Raw genomic sequence first — 17,765 nt, 5'->3', positions numbered from 1 at the left:
GTTAATCTGCGATAAACTTTTTGTCCAAAAGCAACAAAAGAACAATCAAATAATTGTATTACACTAACATTGTAGATAGTTGTCACAGAATTGTAGAATTTAAAGTAATAGAAGAAATACCCATTATGCGGGGATTTAATGCAATTTCGGAGGTGTTTATATAAGTGGAAGCATTAACAAGGGACTTTTTCTTATTTCTTTCAAAGAACGATCTTCTTAATAAAATCGCTCAAAAAAGAGGAGGAAAGTTTGCACAAGGTAAACTGATTGGCGGACTAGATTTTCCAAGCTCAATTGAATTTATCAGAAAATTAAATAATCAAGGATTATCTGTAACAGTCGACCATTTAGGAGAATTCGTTAATTCAGTTGAGATTGCAAACGAACGTACGGAAGAATGTATTCGTACCATCGAAATGATTAGCAAGGAAAAGCTGGATTCTCAAGTATCTCTGAAAATGACCTCATTAGGACTTGATATTGATCGTGATTTAGTTATGAAGAATATGACTAAAATTCTCGATACAGCTGAAAAGCATCAAATCATGGTGACCATCGACATGGAAGATGTGCCTCGCTGCCAGGCTACGATTGATATTTTCAAACAGTTAAGAGAAAAATACAGCTGTGTCAGCACGGTTCTTCAAGCTTACCTCTACCGTACTGAGCAGGACTTGAAAGATCTTAGCGTCTATCAGCCATTCCTGCGTCTTGTAAAAGGTGCTTATAAAGAATCGGCAGATGTTGCCTATCCTGATAAGAAAGACGTGGATGAAAATTATAAAAAGCTCATTAAGCAAAGCTTATTAAGCGGCAATTATACAGCGATTGCTTCTCATGATGATCAAATCATCGAGTATACGATAAATCTTGCCAAAGAGCATAACATCCCAAATGATCTTTTTGAATTCCAAATGCTTTACGGAATGAGAAATAAAACACAGCTTGATTTAGTAAAGCAAGGCTATAAATTCCGTGTCTACGTACCTTATGGTTTAGATTGGTACGGCTATTTCATGAGAAGATTAGCAGAAAGACCAGCTAATATTGCATTTGCTTTCAAAGGTATGGTAAAAAATTAAGAAAAAAATCTCAAGTAACTAAAGGAGCGAAAAAAATGATCCCATACAAACACGAACCATTTACTGATTTTTCAATTGAAGAAAATAAACAAGCATACTTAGAAGCTATTAAACTCGTAGAAGGCTACCTTGGCCAGGATTATCCTCTTGTAATCGGCAATGAAAAAATAACAACCGATAGCAAAATTGTTTCCTATAACCCAGCTAATAAGCAGGAAGTAATCGGAAGTGTTTCGAAAGCAAGCAAAGACCTTGCTGAAAAAGCAATGCAGGCAGCTGTTACAGCATTCGAATCTTGGAAAAAAGTAAAACCTGAAGTGCGTGCAGACGTATTATTCAAAGCAGCTGCAATCATTCGCCGCCGCAAGCATGAATTCTCTGCCCTTCTGACAAAAGAAGCTGGTAAGCCATGGAATGAAGCTGACGCAGATACAGCTGAAGCAATAGATTTCCTAGAATACTATGCTCGTCAAATGCTCCGAATCAAAGACGGTGTTCCTGTCGAAAGCCGTCCTGGTGAATACAACCGCTATGATTATATTCCACTAGGGGTAGGCATCATCATTTCACCATGGAACTTCCCGTTTGCGATCATGGCTGGAACAACAGTTGCAGCAATCGTAACTGGAAACACTGTTCTCTTAAAACCTGCTTCTACTACACCAATTGTAGCTGCTAAGTTCGTAGAGGTAATGGAAGAAGCTGGACTTCCTGCAGGCGTTCTAAACTTTGTTCCTGGAAGCGGCGCTGAAGTAGGGGATTACTTAGTTGATCATCCGAAGACACGTTTCATCTCCTTCACGGGCTCTCGTGATGTCGGTCTTCGCATTTTCGAACGTGCTTCAAAAATTAACGAGGGCCAAATTTGGATGAAACGCCTAATCGCTGAAATGGGCGGTAAAGATACAATTGTTGTTGATAACGAAGCTGACTTAGAATTAGCCGCTCAATCGATCGTGAAATCAGCTTTCGGATTCTCTGGTCAAAAATGCTCTGCATGCTCACGTGCAGTTATTGTAGAAGACGTATATGATCAAGTATTAGACCGTGTTGTGGAATTAACTAACGAGCTTACACAAGGAGATCCAACCAATCCAACTAACTTCATGGCAACGGTCATTGACCAAAGTGCATTCGATAAAATTATGAGCTACATCGAAATCGGGAAACAAGAAGGAAAGCTTATGACAGGCGGAGAAGGAGACGACTCTAAAGGCTACTTCATTAAACCAACAGTATTTGCAGATCTTTCTCCAGAAGCACGCATCATGAAGGAAGAGATTTTTGGCCCAGTCGTTGGCTTCACAAAAGCGAAGAATTTCGATGAGGCAATCGAAATTGCGAACAACACAGAGTATGGTTTAACTGGTGCGGTTATTACCAATAATCGTGAAAACATGGAAAAAGCACGTGAGGATTTCCATGTTGGTAACCTTTATTTCAACCGTGGTTGTACGGGTGCTATCGTTGGCTACCAGCCATTCGGAGGCTTCAACATGTCAGGAACGGACTCAAAGGCAGGCGGCCCTGATTACCTCCTTCTTCACATGCAAGCAAAAACAACTTCCGAAATGTTTTAAGACATTCATATATCATTAGATTAGGAGAATCAATCGGCGTGCATTGCCGGTTGGTTCTTTTCATTTTGAATTAAATCTGTTATCTTCTGAAAAACACTATTAATAGATGCTTCTATGTTAGTTTTTTCCACTCTCTACAACAAAAACCTTACATTGAGCCCTTCTATGTTAACATTTTTCCTCTAACTACAGCAAAACCCTTACATTAAGCCCTTCTATGTTTGCATTTTTCCTCTAACTACAGCAAAACCCTTACATTGAGCCCCTCTATGTTTGCATTTTTCCTCTCTCTACAACAAAACCCTTACATTGAATCCTTCTATGTTAGTATTTGTCTAGAACTACCCCCCTTACCTTGAACCCCTTTTTATCAGCGTTTTTCAATTCAAACCTCAGAAACGCAACATAGCTTAATACACTTTTTTAACAATAACTTTGTTTTCTGAAATAACCTAAGAAGGGCTATACAGATAAAACTATTGAAAGTATGATAGAATCTAGGGTTTTTAATTTTACATACATATTAATACTTGAATAGATACGCAGTAAATTTTATGGAAAGGAGCAGCCGTATGAATCAGCCAATCGATAAAATATTCACATTAACAGATATTGATGAAATTACAGATTTAATTAGTTCCTATTTAAAAAAGCCTGTTGTGATCGAGAATGAGCAATTTTCTTTACTAGCCTACAGCTCTTTTTATATCGAACAATTTGATAAAGCCAACCAGCAAACCATCTTTTCAAAACGTTGGCCTATATCAATTTTGGAAAAATTCATGGATGAAGGAATTGTGGAAAAGCTGAAAACGGAAACGAAACCATTCCGTGTCAAGGAAATTAAAGATATTGGCTTAAATCAGCGTGTCGTTTTAAGCTTGAAACATAAAAATAAAATTCTTGGGTTTATTTGGATTCAGGAAGTTAATGACTTGCTTACTGATCATGAGCTCCAATTTTTATCCAATGTGTCTTTACATATTGGCAAGCTCCTTTACAAAAAAATGCAGGAAAAGCGAAAGAAAGATGAAGAAAAGGCTCTGTTTTTTAAGAAACTCATTCAAGATCCTTACCAATCGGAAAATCAAATAAAGTGGGAGGCAGCCAATAAAAATATCATTATTGCAAATTTCTCTATGGTTGTTGTCTTTACAATCGGGAAAAATGACGAGGTAGTTTTTGATGAGCTGATAGAGACTGTTCGGTTGTTCTCCAATGCTCTCAAAAATCCAACTCATCTTTTTTGTGATCAGCTAAAGATAATTGTCGTAATGGGCAGCAACTCGCAGCATTCTGAACAATTATCTGAAAGCGCTAATGAATTGAGTAACACTGTATTAAGTCAATTTAAAAATCAGCCTATTTTTGCTGGGATTGGTCGCCCTCATACTTCCATTCTAAAAATAAAGCAAAGCTATAAAGAGGCACTCGAAGTAATAAATGCAGCAAAATTTCTTGGATCAACTCAGCAAATTTTCGAATATAAAAAGCTTGGGGTTTTTCATTACCTTGAAACGATCTCAAGACAAAACGATCAGATGAATTATAGAAACGAAGAATTGTTGATCCTGCAAAGAAAAGACCAGGAAAGCCAAACGGATTTAGTAAACACGTTAGAAGTGTATTTATTTAATAATTGCCGGCTCAAACAAACATCCGATCAGCTTTATATCCATATTAATACACTGAAATACAGAATTAAGCAGATTACTGAGCTAACTGGGCTTGATTTGGATGATTTTAATTTAAAATGCCAACTTTATATAGATTTGCAGCTTATGAAAAAAGGGCAATAAAGCTTTATAAAAAAAGATGCCGATTCTATTAAAAGGGCATCTTTTTTTATCTTCAATTTTCCGGAAGCTTAATATACCCAATTTGTTCAACAATTTCTTGCCCTTGTGGTCCCTGCATCCATTCTAAAAAGGGAACAATAGATGATTTAGGATTTTCCTTTATCGATATTGCGTAAAGGGACGCAGTAAATGGATATGTGCCACTCGAAATATTTTCCGGGTTTGGTTCTGTTCCGTCAATGGCGATCAGTTTAATATCAGGATTAGGGTTCATGCCAGTAGCAAAAAAGCGGAATGAGAAGCCAATCGCATTTTTATAATTTCGATAGTCGGCGACCTGTTCCATAATTCCGCCCATTCCACGTGGAACCTCCTCTTTAAGCGGCTCCATAATGGGAGTATCCCTCATTATTTTTTGTAATAAGGTTTGACTTCCTGAGTTTTCCGGTCGCTGGAAGGCAATTATTCTTTCATTGCCCCCATTCAAATCAGACCAATTCGTTATTTTTCCGGAATAGATTCCTTGAATCTCAGAAACACTTAAGCTGTGAACCTTATTATCTGGATTAACAAAGAAGACAAATGCCTCCTTGCCAATTGGGGTCATCACTAGCTCTTTCCCTGCCCTCTTCGCCATTTCTAGCTGAGATTTCGATGGCTCCGCACCAAAATAGATGTCAATTTCACCTGAAAGCAGTCTTTCATAAGCATAAATCGTGTTTGTAAAGGTGACGATTTCTTCACCAGCATTAAGGATTTCAATATTTTTATACGTCTCTTTAGCAAAAGCTGAATAAACAGGATAAGCCGCTTCAGCCCCATCTAAAATGGGCATCTGATTTCGTTCCGTTATCGTAAAAGTTGATTCTTCCTTAAGCTGAGGAAGTTTATGATTAGGATTCGTCACAGAATAAGGTGTCAAATCAGTACTAGAATAGCCTCCCCCATAGTCAAACCCATACGATGGCAAGACTGTCTTACTGCGTTGTAATTGGATGGAAGCACCCGTTCCAAAGGCAATGACCAGGACCGCAAAAATCATTATCCACTGTTTCCGTTTAAAAACTAGGCGTTCTTTTCTAAGCAGCAGTGTAATCATCAAAGCAATTAAAAATGAAATTTCATATGCTGTAGGTGCCCATATAAAAAGGCTGCCTACCCCCATAAATGACCCTATTAAAAATATCGGAGCGAATGCAATATGAGAAATGGCAAAATAAGACCATAAATTCGCACCGTAAAACCCCTTACTAATGATCATAAATATTACCCATAAAATTCCGGTATAAAGGAGTGGCATAAAATAGAGCGGCAGGGCTTCCTTTAATTTATCTGGCTGATTTAGTTTCTTTGCAGCGAGAATACCACAGGCTACGCCCCCTATTATTAGCGGAATAAGGGATGAACTCATGATATTTTCGACTCCAATCCCCAATATTGCCAGCGGTAAAAATGACAGTCCAAAAGGAATGATACCGAAATATAAAATCAGAATCCCTAGCCTTCTAGCCAAAATTGACACATCCCCTCATAATATTCAGTGTAATTTTACACTTTTTATTTTGATTTCGCAATATATTTTGCTATTATTAGTTAATTTTTGACAAAAAAAATACAGATGCCAATATGATGACATCTGTTTATCGGTCAATGGGGGACGGCCCCATCCTATAGTAAATCTCTTCTTAATTCTTCTGCTGTTTTTGGAGACAAGTAAACTGGCGCTACTTCAAAAACAGATTTCGCTCCAGATTGACCTTCTATATTTAAACGGTAAGCAGCGCGTGCATACGCCACTAACACGCTAGAAGTGAATTCTGGATTGCTTTCTAAATTCAGTGAGAATTCAATGATTTGTTTATTATTCTCCCCTGTCTGTCCGCCTCGGATCACGAATCCTCCATGTGGAAGCTTGGAGTGGTTAGCTTGTAGCTCTTCTTCAGAAATAAAGTGCACCTCTGTAATATAATCCGCAAAATAATTTGGCATCGTTTTAATTGTCTCTTCTATTTTCGCTTGATCATAGCCTTCTTCTGCTACTACATAGCAAACTCTTAAATGTTTTTCAGCAGTAGAGAGCTGAGGGTTTTCCCCACTTCTTACTTTTTCAACAGCCTCTTCAATCGGAACAGTATATTGTACGGCTCCTTTTACACCTTCAACTCTGCGGACAGCATCTGAATGCCCTTGGCTGACACCTTTTCCCCAGAACGTATAATTTTCACCCGCAGGTAAGATTGCTTCGGCCATTAAACGATTAATAGAGAACAGACCAGGATCCCACCCAACAGAGATAATACTTGTTTTCCCGCTTTCTTTTGCAGCCTGATCAACTGAATCGAAATATTCTGGGATTTTCGCGTGAGTGTCATAGCTATCAACCGTATTAAACCATTGAGCAAACTGTGGGCCTTGTTCAGGCAGATCAGTCGCCGAACCGCCGCATAAAATCATCACATCAATTTTATCTTTGTAATTTTCAGCTTCGGAGATATGTAATACCTTCACATCTTTAACATGAATACTTTCAGGTGATCTTCTTGTAAAAATACTAACCAGTTCCATATCTGGGCATTGATTGATGGCAGCTAACACACCACGGCCAAGGTTTCCATACCCAACAATACCTACTTTAATTTGACTGTTCATAGTGAATCCCTCCATAGCTGATAAACTTTTTTATTTTTCATCTTACCTTTTTTTAAGCAAACATACAACAAAAAAACTTTAGCACAATAAAGTTTTTTTACAATTCAACATCTTCTTAAGTAATTTTTATTGCAAATCTATTACTGCTGAATGAGTCTACTGAATAAACACGTTCAATAAAATCTATTTTCTCATCTTTCATGAATAATACAGTCGAGCTTCTTGTCCCATATCCTTCACTCTGGATAAATAATGGGGAAAGAATTCTTTCCCATTCAATCGCTACACCCGTATTAGGGAGGATTTCGTCTGGAGCTTGATCTGCGTCTTGCAGCAGATTAAATAGGTCAGTTGAAAGGTTTTTCTTTTCTCCGCTAATTATTGCCGCTAATCCGTCTTTGCCCCGCTTCACCTTTGGCCACTCTGTATTTAATAAATGATTACTAACTCCATAAATTCCTGGGGAAAGCTTTTTGATTTCATTTTCGATATTTGAGTAATAGTATAAATTTTCACCATCATCTGCTAATAGGTTATAGCCTGGATAGTTGTTGGCATCCGCAGCGGCTTTTTTCATATATTCAAAAGGGGTATCGCTACCCTGCAAAAATTCAGCCACCAATTCTCCCCGTGATCGCTTGCCTCCCACTATTTCATTCGGATCCCGATAATTCGTTAGTGCCGCAAATCTGCCTGAAGTTGTAACTCCCATCCAGGTGCCCATCTTTTCTAAATCCCTGCCAGCTAGTATATATGGATGATCCCCCCAGTAATGTGCTGGTGCTGTTGGCCGTGCATAAAATTCATCGCGGTTTGCCGCAACGATTAGCCTATATTCAGGATGGACTTTATAAGCAAATAGGATTAAGCACATGTATTTCACCACCTTCATAAGTAATTACGTTCATTTCGATGAACAAAATCCTTTTCAGAAAAGGAAAACTTCAAATTAAATGGAATATACAATATATAATGTCATGTTTGAAAGGAAAACGCGATGAAAATGAATAAATCCTTGCTTTATGCTGGGATAGCTTTGGTCATTGTGAGTTTAGTTGGAAATTATGCATTTTTTGTCTCTAGCCAGCTTCAAAAGCCGATTATGTTAAAGCATTATTATTATGTTCCGTCCAGCCAAGGATACATCATCCATTTACATTATATTGCGAATCGCAGCGATGAGTTAGACATCCAATGGATCACGATTCCCGGAATGGAAGGTGAATTTTATTCGAAAGCACCTCAACATGGTCAAAAATATCGGCACTATGAAATAAAATCTTTTTCTCTTGAAGTAAATGAAAGATTTTTAACAAACATCGATGAAAATTCCTTTAGCTTTAATCAAGTCAAAGCTCACCTGTCAAATGGGGATAGTCTGACAATGGATATTGGGGAGATTACATTTTATAAGTGGAATGATCGTGTTTTACAATCTCAAAGCTCTGGCAGTTCCAGCGATCACACGGGGTATCATATATTAAAGGCTGATAAAGATATCGAAATTACAGGATTGGCAATTCCATATGCGGAAGAATTGAAATCCGCCCTTTCTTTAAAGCTAAACAGTAATCAAGTCGAGGTTCAGCAGCACTTGAATCAAAAGGTTCCTGGTGTTTTTCAAGATGATGGAAGATCACTCTCTAAAGATCTATTTCCAATCATGATAAAAAAAGATGAACTACTGTCGATAAGATATCAATTTTCTTTTCAGCAAAATGATTCTGGCCGTTTTAACTACTATGAAATTCGTGCAGCCTTGGAAGGGCAAGAAATGAACGGACAAACTTTTTCTGAGTATTTTTCTTTTTCATATCAACCCTATCTAGCTGAACAGGAAATAAGGGAGATTGTTAAGGAGGAAAATAATGACTAATATTCCTTCTTCCATCAACAAGGTCTTTTGGGGACTAATCCTAGTTCTAATTGATATTAATATCATAATAATCGATATACTGCCTGATTTCATTGGCTATTTTATTATCGTTTCTAGTTTAAAGCAGCTACTGACTTACTCTTCGCATTTTTCAAAAGCAAGAGGACTTTCAATCTGTTTAGCATTGCTATCTTTAGTGACAATTTTTCAAGGACCTCCGATTCCAATGGATGAATTCAGCCTGTCCAACCTGTCACTATTCTTAATGTTCATTTCAAGCGTACATGGAATTCTTCATTTATTCATGGTTTACTATGCACTCCTTGGATTAATTGAAATGGCAGAGCAAGAAGGATTTATGCTGTTTGCGAAAAGCGCGAAAAAAGGAATGTTCATTTACGTAATAGGAACCTTTGCTTCTTTGGCAGCCATTCCGTTTTTTATGAATGTTAATGATTCCGAAGGCTTTCTTATTATCGGATTTAGCATCGTCACTACCATTATCATGGAAATCATTATACTCGTTTTATTAAGGCAATTTAGAATAAGATTTTTGACCGTATAACAAACAGTCTTCCTAGTTAGCCTGATTGACTAGGCTGACATCCGTCATTTCTATTTTAATCCCGGATTATCTGTTGAGCTGATCAGCACTTTCCCCAAATAATAAGGTACCTGCCCAAAAGGACGGGTACCTAATTGTGAAAAACAAGCTATCTAAAAGACAGCCCGATCCTATTTTTAAAAATCCCCTAAAGTTAAACGAAAATATTAGTAAGCAGCCAATGAAAAAATGAAGGTAAGATGCAACCTCCTTCTCTCTACCTACTTATAACACTTTTGACAAAAATGCTGACGTTCTTTCATGTTGAGGTGCAGTAAATAAAGTAATTGGAGGAGCTTCCTCGATAATATATCCTTCATCCATGAATACTACCCGATCTCCGACTTCTCTTGCAAAGCCCATTTCATGTGTTACAACGACCATCGTCATTCCTTCAAGAGCTAATTCCTTCATAACGGCTAGAACTTCCCCGACCATTTCTGGATCTAGTGCTGAGGTCGGTTCATCGAACAACATTATTTTTGGCTCCATAGCAAGTGCTCTTGCAATCGCAATTCTTTGCTTTTGGCCGCCTGATAATGAATCTGGATACGCATCTGCTTTACTGACAAGGCCTACCTTCTCAAGCAGCTGGTACGCCTTTTCTTCCGCTTCTTTTTTCCCCTTTTTACGGACCTTGATTGGAGCAATTGTGATATTATCTAGTACGGTTTTGTGGGGAAATAAATTAAACTGCTGAAAAACCATACCTACATCCGCCCGGATCTCGTTTATATTTACTTTCGGTGCCGTTAAATTCATATCATTTATTAAAATTGTTCCCGAGGTTGCCTCTTCCAATTTATTTAGACAGCGTAGGAAGGTTGATTTTCCAGAACCAGATGGTCCGATTACAACGACAACCTCTCTTTCATTAATTTGTATATTGATATCCTTTAGAACTTCGTTTTCTCCAAAGGTCTTTTTTAGGTTTTTCACTTTAATCATGTGTTTGACAGCCTCTTTTCAACATTATTTAATAAATACGTTACAGAGAGGGTTAAGAGGAAATATGTAAACGCAACTGTCAAATACGGTTCCCAAATACGGAAATATTGCCCTGATGCTGCTCTTCCCCAATACATGAGTTCAGGTGCAGCAATAATGGCAGCCAATGATGAATCTTTCAGCAATACGATAAATTCATTTCCTAAAGGAGGAATCATTCGCTTAAAGGCCTGAGGAAAAATAATAAACCTCATTGAAAGTGATTGGCTCATTCCAAGTGAACGGGCAGCCTCCTCCTGCCCTTTATCAATTGACTGAATGCCTGCTCGAAATATTTCTGCCACATAAGCGGCAGAATTTAACGATAAGGCAGCAATAGCAGAAGCAATGGTGCTCGCCGGGGACATGAATAGCGGCATGAACCCAAAGTGTATGAGAAAAAGTTGAACTAATAGCGGCGTTCCACGGAAGAAATTAATATACCAAATAAAAGGTAATCGAAGCCATTTAATTTTAGACATTTTTCCAAGAGCAACGAAAAAGCCTAAAACACTTCCTATAAGAATTCCTCCTATTGAAAGGCCAATCGTTAACGCTAAGCCTTTCAATAGAAAAGGCAAATAATCAATTATGATATCAAAACGAAAATCCATATCACCCACTCCATCCCTGTGCTAATTCAAGAGGTTGTTAAAAGCGCAGCCCAATCCCCCCATAACTTAACTGCTATTTCTCAGTAGAAAGTGCTTTAATTACCTCTAAATCAGGAGATACCCCAAACCATTTTTCATAGATTTCAGTGTATGTTCCATTATCAATAATCGTTTTCAATGCTTTGTTTATTTCACCAGACAGACTGTTACCTTTCTTAAATAAAATTCCGTAATATTCAGGTTCGAAATTTTCATCATCTGGAATCGCGATAAATTTGTCATTTGGATTGTTTTTGACATATTCGTTTGCCACCGTATTATCTGTAATAACTGCTTCGATATCGCCATTTTTCAGTGCCATAAATGCTACACCTAAGGTTTCATATTTTAATATATTTGAATTATTTTCACCGACTATTTTTTCAAGAGCAATTTGGCCAGTCGTTGCATTTTGTACGCCAACCTTCCTGCCTTTTAAATCTATGGCATTTTTGATATCGGTACCCTCTTTAGCCAAAATCATCAGCTTTGACTCAAAATAAGGATCAGCAAAATCATATGTTTGTTTTCTATCATCCGTGATCGTAATAGATGTTATGCCAATATCGACTTCCCCGTTTTCAACTAATGCAAATAAAGGATCCCAGCCGACATTATCAATCTTATATTTATATCCTGCTTCATCCAGGATTGCACTAATTAGGTCCACATCATATCCAACTATTTTTCCTTTATCCATATAAACGAATGGTGGTGTTACTGCATCTGTTCCTACTAATAGCTCCTTTTCACCCGAAGCATTCGTATTTTCCGTAGAGCTTTTTCCACATGCAGCTGTAAAAATAACGATGCATATTGTAAGTAGACAGAGTACTAATTGATGATGTTTTTTCATCTTCTCTACACTTCCTCTTATATTTTTTACTGTACAGGAGTACCCATCAGTCAAGAGCCTTGTCCTCACTGATGGGTCTATTTAAACTTTAGGTGCTAGTCATTTTAAACTAGGAATTAATTTTCTCGGTATTCTTAGCCTTTTTTAAATAAGAGCGCCAAGTAATAGCCCATTTTTCTGGATTTTCAAAGAAGTCTTGCTCATCCACTCGATGAATGGTGCTATTATGTGGTGCATTTTTCACGAGTTCTGGATTTGTATAGGCTTCGTCTGAAATTTGTGTTAGGGAAGCAATATATTCATCTAAATCTGCTTTTGAGTATGACTCTGTCGGCTCAAGTGTAAATGGTTCTGGTATGACAAATGGATGGTGGCTTGACCAATAATGATGGGCAAAATCAGCCATCCGGCGAGACACATCATCCGTAGTTACCCCTGTTTCCTTTGTTAGCTGTTCCCAGCTATAACGAACTTGCTCCAGCCTTTTTCCATTAATATAAGGAGCACTTGCCCCGCGGATTTTTAATATTTTGTGATATAAATAGTTATTGTTTAAGACAGCAATTTGGGCTACATCCTTTAAGCCTTCTGCGCCAAGTGCTCTTATCCAAGCGTAGGCTCGCAAGACAGTTTGCGGGACGCCCTGGAATGACCGTACTTTCCCGATACTATGTTTTAAGTTGTCATTCAAAACATATTCTTCATCTTGTTTTTCAACAATTGGCCCTGGCAAAAATTCCTTTAGCTTGTTTAATACTCCGAGAGCTCCTGTCGCAGGGCCCCCACAAGCATGAGGTGTAGAGAATGTCTTATGAAGGTTAAAGAAGCACATATCGAAGCCTGCCTCTTTGGCGCGAGTAATGCCGAGTAATCCGTTGGCATTCGCCTGGTCATAATAGCAAATCCCGCCAGCATCATGGACAATTTTTGTAAACTCCTTAATACGGTAATTATAGATTCCAGTATCTTCTGGATTCGCAACGACAAATCCAGCTGTTCTTTCGGAAACAACCGCTTTTAACTCCTCGATATCAGGGAAACCCTCTTCGTCTGGCTGTAAGGTGATTATTTTAAACCCTTTAACTGCTGCCGTTGCCGCCGCGGAAGGATGTGAAAAACTAGTTGTAATGATTTCATTCCGTTGTTCTCCTTCACCGTTCGCATCATGGTAAGCGCGTACAATGGAAGCCATCGTAAATAATGATTGTGTCCCGCTCCCTGGCTGGAATGTGAAATAATCCATTCCCGAAATCTCTCGCATGCATAAATCTAATTTATACGTCACTTCAAGAATTCCTTGTACTGTACTAACATCCTGTAACGGGTGAAGCTCAGACATTTTTGGTGATGAAGCAAAGGTTTCGTTTATTTTTGGAGAATACTTCATCGTACAAGTGCCTTGTCCAATCTCAACGTTAAAAGCCGCACCCAGCGTTTCCTGTGATAATCTTAAATAATGGCGCAAAACACGATTTTGGGAAATTTCCGGAAGATTAGGCTGTCTTTTTCGAACCATTTCAGATGGAATAGCAGAAATTCCATCTCCGACACTATTGATAATTTCATCTTCTACTGCTGGAAGAGAGACTCCTCGCTCCCCGCTTTTGTGAAGTTCAAAAATAATCGGCTCATCCCACTTTGCCTGATGAAAATTTCTAACTTTATGGGATCTATTAATTTTTTGCATGTGCATTCTCCCCTTCCTCTTTGCTTTTGACTGAATCTAAGCATTGCTGAATCGTACTAACAAGCTGATCAATGTCCTTTTTCGAATGAATTTCCGTAATACAGAATAATGCGCTTTGGCCTAATTCAGGAAAATCCTCAGATAAGTCTTTTCCGCCAAAGATTCCATTATCAAGTAAATATTTATTAATTTCCTTCACGGATTTACCAGTATGGTTAAAATCAACCACGAATTCTTTAAAGTTTGTGGATTCAAAACGGGATGCAACTACACTAGGTATGTTTCCAAGCTGTCCCATTGCATATTGCGATTTTTGCATGATGGACTGTCCTAACTGATACATTCCTGTTGGCCCTAGCAATGATAAGTAGACACCAGCTGTAATCCCCCATAAAGCTGTTTGTGTTCCAACAGATTCCTTTCCGTTCTCCCTTTGAGCAAAAGAAGTTCTATCATAATAGACATCTCCGAAACCATATTCACCTTCAACTACAGTCGGTGCAATCCCAAATAATCTCGAAGGATATTCCTGTACAAAAGTAATATCATCATGAGTGGCGATAAATCCTGATTGGCCGCCCCCATAGCTCATATGCATGCCAAGCGGCTGAAGATCGCCGCAAACGATATCTGCGCCATAATGACTTGGAGGAGCCATTACGCCAAGGGAGCTTGGATCAACCCCAACGACAGTAACTGCACCATGGCTTTTTGCTAGACTGCTAATCTTCTGACCTTGGGTTTCAATAAAACCAAGGTAGGAAGGGTTTTCAAAATAAACAGCTGCTGTATTGGCAGATAGCTTTCCTTCAAGATCTGCCAAATTGATTTGACCGGAATCTTCTTCATAGTCCACAAGTATGCACTCGATAAATGGTGAACAGTAATTTTTAATAACTTTCAAACGGTCCGGGGATATTGTTTTCGGTAATAATAACTCTGTTCGGCCAGTAATTCGGCCAGCCATCCGGATTGAGGTTGCCGCAGCTTGAGCCCAGTCAAATGTTGGGACATTGACAACATCCATATCTAATAATTCGGCCATCAAGCTTTGATATTCAAACAACGCTTGATATCTGCCATGGTCCTCATAAGGGTCTCCAGCATATGCCGTTAAGAATTCTGCACGTGAATTGATTTCGTCACAAACAGAAGGAATAAAGTGATTCCAGCAGCCTGCCCCTAAAAAGTTTAAGTACTCTTTAGTATTGGTATTTTTGTTTAAAATCCCATCTATATATCTTTTTAACTCATATTCTGATAATGGTTCCGGGATATTCATCTCTTTTTTATAGTGCAATTCTTCAGGTATCCCATCAAAAAGCTCTTCAATCGTTTGAACACCAATTTCTTTCAGCATTTCCTCTTTTACTTCTGGAGCTGTATTTGGAATATATGGATGTGCTCCTGCATTATACTTTCCCATCATTTTCTCTCCTTTTAATAAAAATTTTTAAGCTAATCCTCCGCCATCAACCGTTAACACTGTTCCTGTTACCCAAGAGGCCATATCACTCGCTAAGAACAGAACACCTTTTGCAATATCAGATGGCGTGCCAATTCTTTCTAATGGACGCCCGACAGCAGATGATTTAAGAAATGACTCTTCCTCATGCTGTAATTGCTTCGCTTCATCTCTAAGTAATGGAGTATCTGTATCACCAGGGCATATACAATTGACACGAATATTTTGTTTTCCATGATCAATGGCCATTGCTTTCGTTAAATTGACTACTCCTGCTTTCGCAGCACAATAGGAAGCCGCTAAATCTCCGCCTTTTAGCCCCCAGCCTGAACCTGTGTTGACAATGCTGCCACCGCCATTATTCGCCATAATTGGGATGACAAACTTTGATAATAAGAAGGCACCTTTCAATGAAACATTTAGAACGATATCCCAATCCTCTTCTGTATGATCAACGACCGTTTTTCTTCTAATTACACCAGCGTTATTAAACAAAACATCAATTCTTCCAAACTCCTGTTCAATCTGTTTGGCAACTGATTCACATTCAGCAGATGAAGTCACATCACATTTGAAAAATACAGACTTCCACCCCCTGTCATTCATTGAACCCGCAACGGCTGTNNTTTCTCTTCATTAATGTCAATAATAGCTACTTTTGCACCTGCTTCTGCGAACAATTCAGCAGTTGCCAAGCCGATGCCAGAGGCAGCTCCTGTAATGACAACCACTTTATCTTTAAGTCCTAATAATTTTTCGTAATCTAATCCACTCCATGTTTTGCTACTTTCTTTGCTGTTTACGTCAATCATTTTTAGTCCCTCCTTTTTATTACAATCTATTACTTGCAAATACTGTGCCAATTTTCAAATTTATTAAATAAATATGATTTTGAAAGAACTTAACTATATTTCAGCAATTTTTTACAGTTTTATTGACAGACTTTTTTGACAGGCATGACAAAAGTTGTGTCAAAAATGGCACATGACACCTCATACGATTGACTATTCTGAATTTTATAAATAGAATAAAAGAGTCTTACATAGAAATTTTTAGGGAGAGTAGACAAATGATTCTGCTAAATTCTATTTCGAAAGTTATCCAAGCTTTTTCTAAACTCCTTCACCTTGATATTGCCTGCTTTAATCCTGATGGAAAATTAATTGCCGCAACAGAAAACTATATTCACATTAAGGGAGAAAAGGCATACGCTCCATTCTTTAAAACTCTTTACGGCAACCACATTACTTTTCTGCATCAGCCGGGAAAAATGAATATGTGCACAGGATGTCATTTCATCAATAATTGCCCTTCTAAAGCAGAGCTAATCCAAGACATGATCATCCATGGGAAAAAATATGGGTATATTTCATTTGTCAGCTTCTCTGATGGGAATGAAAGGATTTTAATAGAAAATCAAGACTATTACATAAAGTGGCTATCACAATTAAAAGAAATCATTGTTTCCATATTGAGGGATAGTAATGAAATGAAAGTGGAGGAAGCAAGTTCAAAAACAGCGCCAAACTATATTTTTGGAAAAAGTCCTTCTTTCCTTCAAATTCAAAAAATTATTAGAAACATAAAAAATAGTTCCTCCTCCGTATTAATTACTGGAGAAACAGGTACGGGAAAGAGCTTACTAGCTCAATATATTCATAGTACAAGTGCTGTCCAAAACGGACCATTCGTTGAATTAAACTGCGCAACAATTCCAGAGAATTTATTTGAAAGTGAATTATTCGGATATGAGGAGGGAGCATTTACGAATGCAAGAAAAAAGGGAAAACCAGGTTATCTTGAATTGGCGGATAATGGGACGCTGTTTTTAGATGAGATTGCAGATTTGCCTTTATCCTTGCAGCCAAAGCTATTAAAGGTTTTACAAGATGGCGTGATTCAGCGGGTTGGGGGAACACGTTCAAGGAAGGTTAACTTTCGCCTAATAGCGGCTACAAATCAATCATTATTTCAACAAATGAATGATCATTTATTTCGAGCGGACCTTTTTTACCGTTTGAATGTTATCCCCATAACTCTTCCTTCATTAAAGGAAAGAATGGAGGATTTACCTTTATTTGTTTCAAGCATAATTAAAAAATTACAGGATCGTACCGGTAAGACGATTTATTCCTATACAGATGAATTCTTAAGATCAATCTCTTCCTATCATTGGCCAGGAAATTTACGTGAGCTTGAGAATGTCATTGAGTATAGTATGAATATGGAAACAGAAAATGTATTAACCGAACAATCTCTTCCCTCCTACCTCTTTCAGAAATGTTCAAGCACTTCTATTGAAATGCATGAACAAGAACCATCACTAGTTGAAGCCGAACGGGAAGTCATTATTCAGAAGCTTCAGTATTACGGCACTAGCTATATTGGCAAGCAAAAAGCAGCCGAAGATTTAGGTATAAGCGTTCGTACTCTATACCGAAAAATGGAAAAACTACATATTCCTTCATAGAAAACTCATATTTCATAAGACTAAATATCAGATAGAATTAGACTTAGAGGACATTGG

Annotated in this window: 14 protein-coding genes and 1 pseudogene; 6 read left to right on the top strand and 9 right to left on the bottom strand. The window is 38.0% G+C overall.

Translation table 11 applies throughout. The features are described 5' to 3' along the window. Positions 1 to 164: 164 nt before the first annotated feature. The 3 genes from V7149_RS10740 (at position 165) to V7149_RS10730 (ending at position 4,461) form a co-directional block, all read left to right on the top strand. The gene (locus tag V7149_RS10740) at positions 165 to 1,082 is read left to right on the top strand and encodes a proline dehydrogenase family protein (protein WP_335345623.1); all 918 of its coding nucleotides are present in this window, start codon (positions 165 to 167) and stop codon (positions 1,080 to 1,082) included. Positions 1,083 to 1,117: 35 nt separating this feature from the next. After that, a complete protein-coding gene (gene pruA, locus V7149_RS10735; protein ID WP_335345622.1) occupies positions 1,118 to 2,662 on the top strand; it encodes an L-glutamate gamma-semialdehyde dehydrogenase in 1,545 nt (514 codons plus the stop codon). Positions 2,663 to 3,234: 572 nt separating this feature from the next. After that, entirely contained in the window at positions 3,235 to 4,461 is a 1,227-nt protein-coding gene (locus tag V7149_RS10730; RefSeq protein WP_335345621.1) for a PucR family transcriptional regulator, read from the top strand. Positions 4,462 to 4,513: 52 nt separating this feature from the next. Here V7149_RS10730 and V7149_RS10725 read toward each other — a convergent pair whose 3' ends face one another. The 3 genes from V7149_RS10725 to V7149_RS10715 all read right to left on the bottom strand — a co-directional run bounded on the left by V7149_RS10725 (position 4,514) and on the right by V7149_RS10715 (position 7,984). Beyond that, on the bottom strand, positions 4,514 to 5,974 hold the full coding sequence (locus V7149_RS10725; protein WP_335345620.1) for a PstS family phosphate ABC transporter substrate-binding protein: 1,461 nt from the start codon (positions 5,972 to 5,974) through the stop codon (positions 4,514 to 4,516). A gap of 155 nt (positions 5,975 to 6,129) precedes the next feature. Beyond that, positions 6,130 to 7,110 carry a diaminopimelate dehydrogenase gene (locus tag V7149_RS10720; protein WP_335345619.1) on the bottom strand — a complete coding sequence of 327 codons (981 nt, stop codon included), beginning with the start codon at positions 7,108 to 7,110 and terminating at the stop codon, positions 6,130 to 6,132. 115 nt (positions 7,111 to 7,225) lie between these two features. Continuing rightward, a complete protein-coding gene (locus tag V7149_RS10715; RefSeq protein WP_335345618.1) occupies positions 7,226 to 7,984 on the bottom strand; it encodes an NRDE family protein in 759 nt (252 codons plus the stop codon). 123 nt (positions 7,985 to 8,107) lie between these two features. Here V7149_RS10715 and V7149_RS10710 point away from each other — a divergent pair, with 123 nt between their 5' ends. After that, positions 8,108 to 8,986: a hypothetical protein gene (locus V7149_RS10710; RefSeq protein WP_335345617.1), complete on the top strand. Its 879-nt coding sequence runs from the start codon at positions 8,108 to 8,110 to the stop codon at positions 8,984 to 8,986. After that, positions 8,979 to 9,551 carry a hypothetical protein gene (locus V7149_RS10705; protein WP_335345616.1) on the top strand — a complete coding sequence of 191 codons (573 nt, stop codon included), beginning with the start codon at positions 8,979 to 8,981 and terminating at the stop codon, positions 9,549 to 9,551. The genes V7149_RS10710 and V7149_RS10705 overlap by 8 nt, the downstream gene beginning before the upstream one ends. Positions 9,552 to 9,815: 264 nt before the next feature. On the opposite strand, the gene V7149_RS10700 is transcribed toward V7149_RS10705, so the two are convergent. The 6 genes and pseudogenes from V7149_RS10700 to V7149_RS10675 form a co-directional block, all read right to left on the bottom strand. Continuing rightward, complete coding sequence (locus V7149_RS10700) at positions 9,816 to 10,538, bottom strand: amino acid ABC transporter ATP-binding protein (protein ID WP_335345615.1); 723 nt, start codon at positions 10,536 to 10,538, stop codon at positions 9,816 to 9,818. Then, positions 10,535 to 11,191: an amino acid ABC transporter permease gene (locus tag V7149_RS10695; protein ID WP_335345614.1), complete on the bottom strand. Its 657-nt coding sequence runs from the start codon at positions 11,189 to 11,191 to the stop codon at positions 10,535 to 10,537. The genes V7149_RS10700 and V7149_RS10695 overlap by 4 nt, the downstream gene beginning before the upstream one ends. 73 nt (positions 11,192 to 11,264) lie before the next feature. Further along, complete coding sequence (locus V7149_RS10690; protein WP_335345613.1) at positions 11,265 to 12,086, bottom strand: basic amino acid ABC transporter substrate-binding protein; 822 nt, start codon at positions 12,084 to 12,086, stop codon at positions 11,265 to 11,267. Between the two features lie 109 nt (positions 12,087 to 12,195). Further along, complete coding sequence (gene gcvPB, locus V7149_RS10685) at positions 12,196 to 13,773, bottom strand: aminomethyl-transferring glycine dehydrogenase subunit GcvPB (protein WP_335345612.1); 1,578 nt, start codon at positions 13,771 to 13,773, stop codon at positions 12,196 to 12,198. After that, positions 13,760 to 15,199 (bottom strand): aminomethyl-transferring glycine dehydrogenase subunit GcvPA, encoded by a 1,440-nt coding sequence (gene gcvPA / locus V7149_RS10680; protein ID WP_335345611.1) that lies wholly within the window; start codon positions 15,197 to 15,199, stop codon positions 13,760 to 13,762. Before gcvPA ends, gcvPB begins: the two co-directional genes overlap by 14 nt. Before the next feature lie 27 nt (positions 15,200 to 15,226). Further along, positions 15,227 to 16,050, bottom strand: a pseudogene (locus tag V7149_RS10675) (SDR family NAD(P)-dependent oxidoreductase). A 257-nt stretch (positions 16,051 to 16,307) separates the two neighbouring features. Here V7149_RS10675 and V7149_RS10670 point away from each other — a divergent pair. After that, positions 16,308 to 17,708 carry a sigma-54 interaction domain-containing protein gene (locus tag V7149_RS10670; RefSeq protein ID WP_335345610.1) on the top strand — a complete coding sequence of 467 codons (1,401 nt, stop codon included), beginning with the start codon at positions 16,308 to 16,310 and terminating at the stop codon, positions 17,706 to 17,708. Positions 17,709 to 17,765 lie beyond the last annotated feature (57 nt).

The sequence above is a fragment of the Bacillus sp. JJ1503 genome (assembly GCF_036965125.1).
In the GTDB taxonomy this organism is placed as follows: domain Bacteria; phylum Bacillota; class Bacilli; order Bacillales; family Cytobacillaceae; genus Cytobacillus.
The sequence above is the reverse complement of the archived record's forward strand: the minus strand, read 5'-3'. Positions and strand labels throughout refer to the sequence as shown.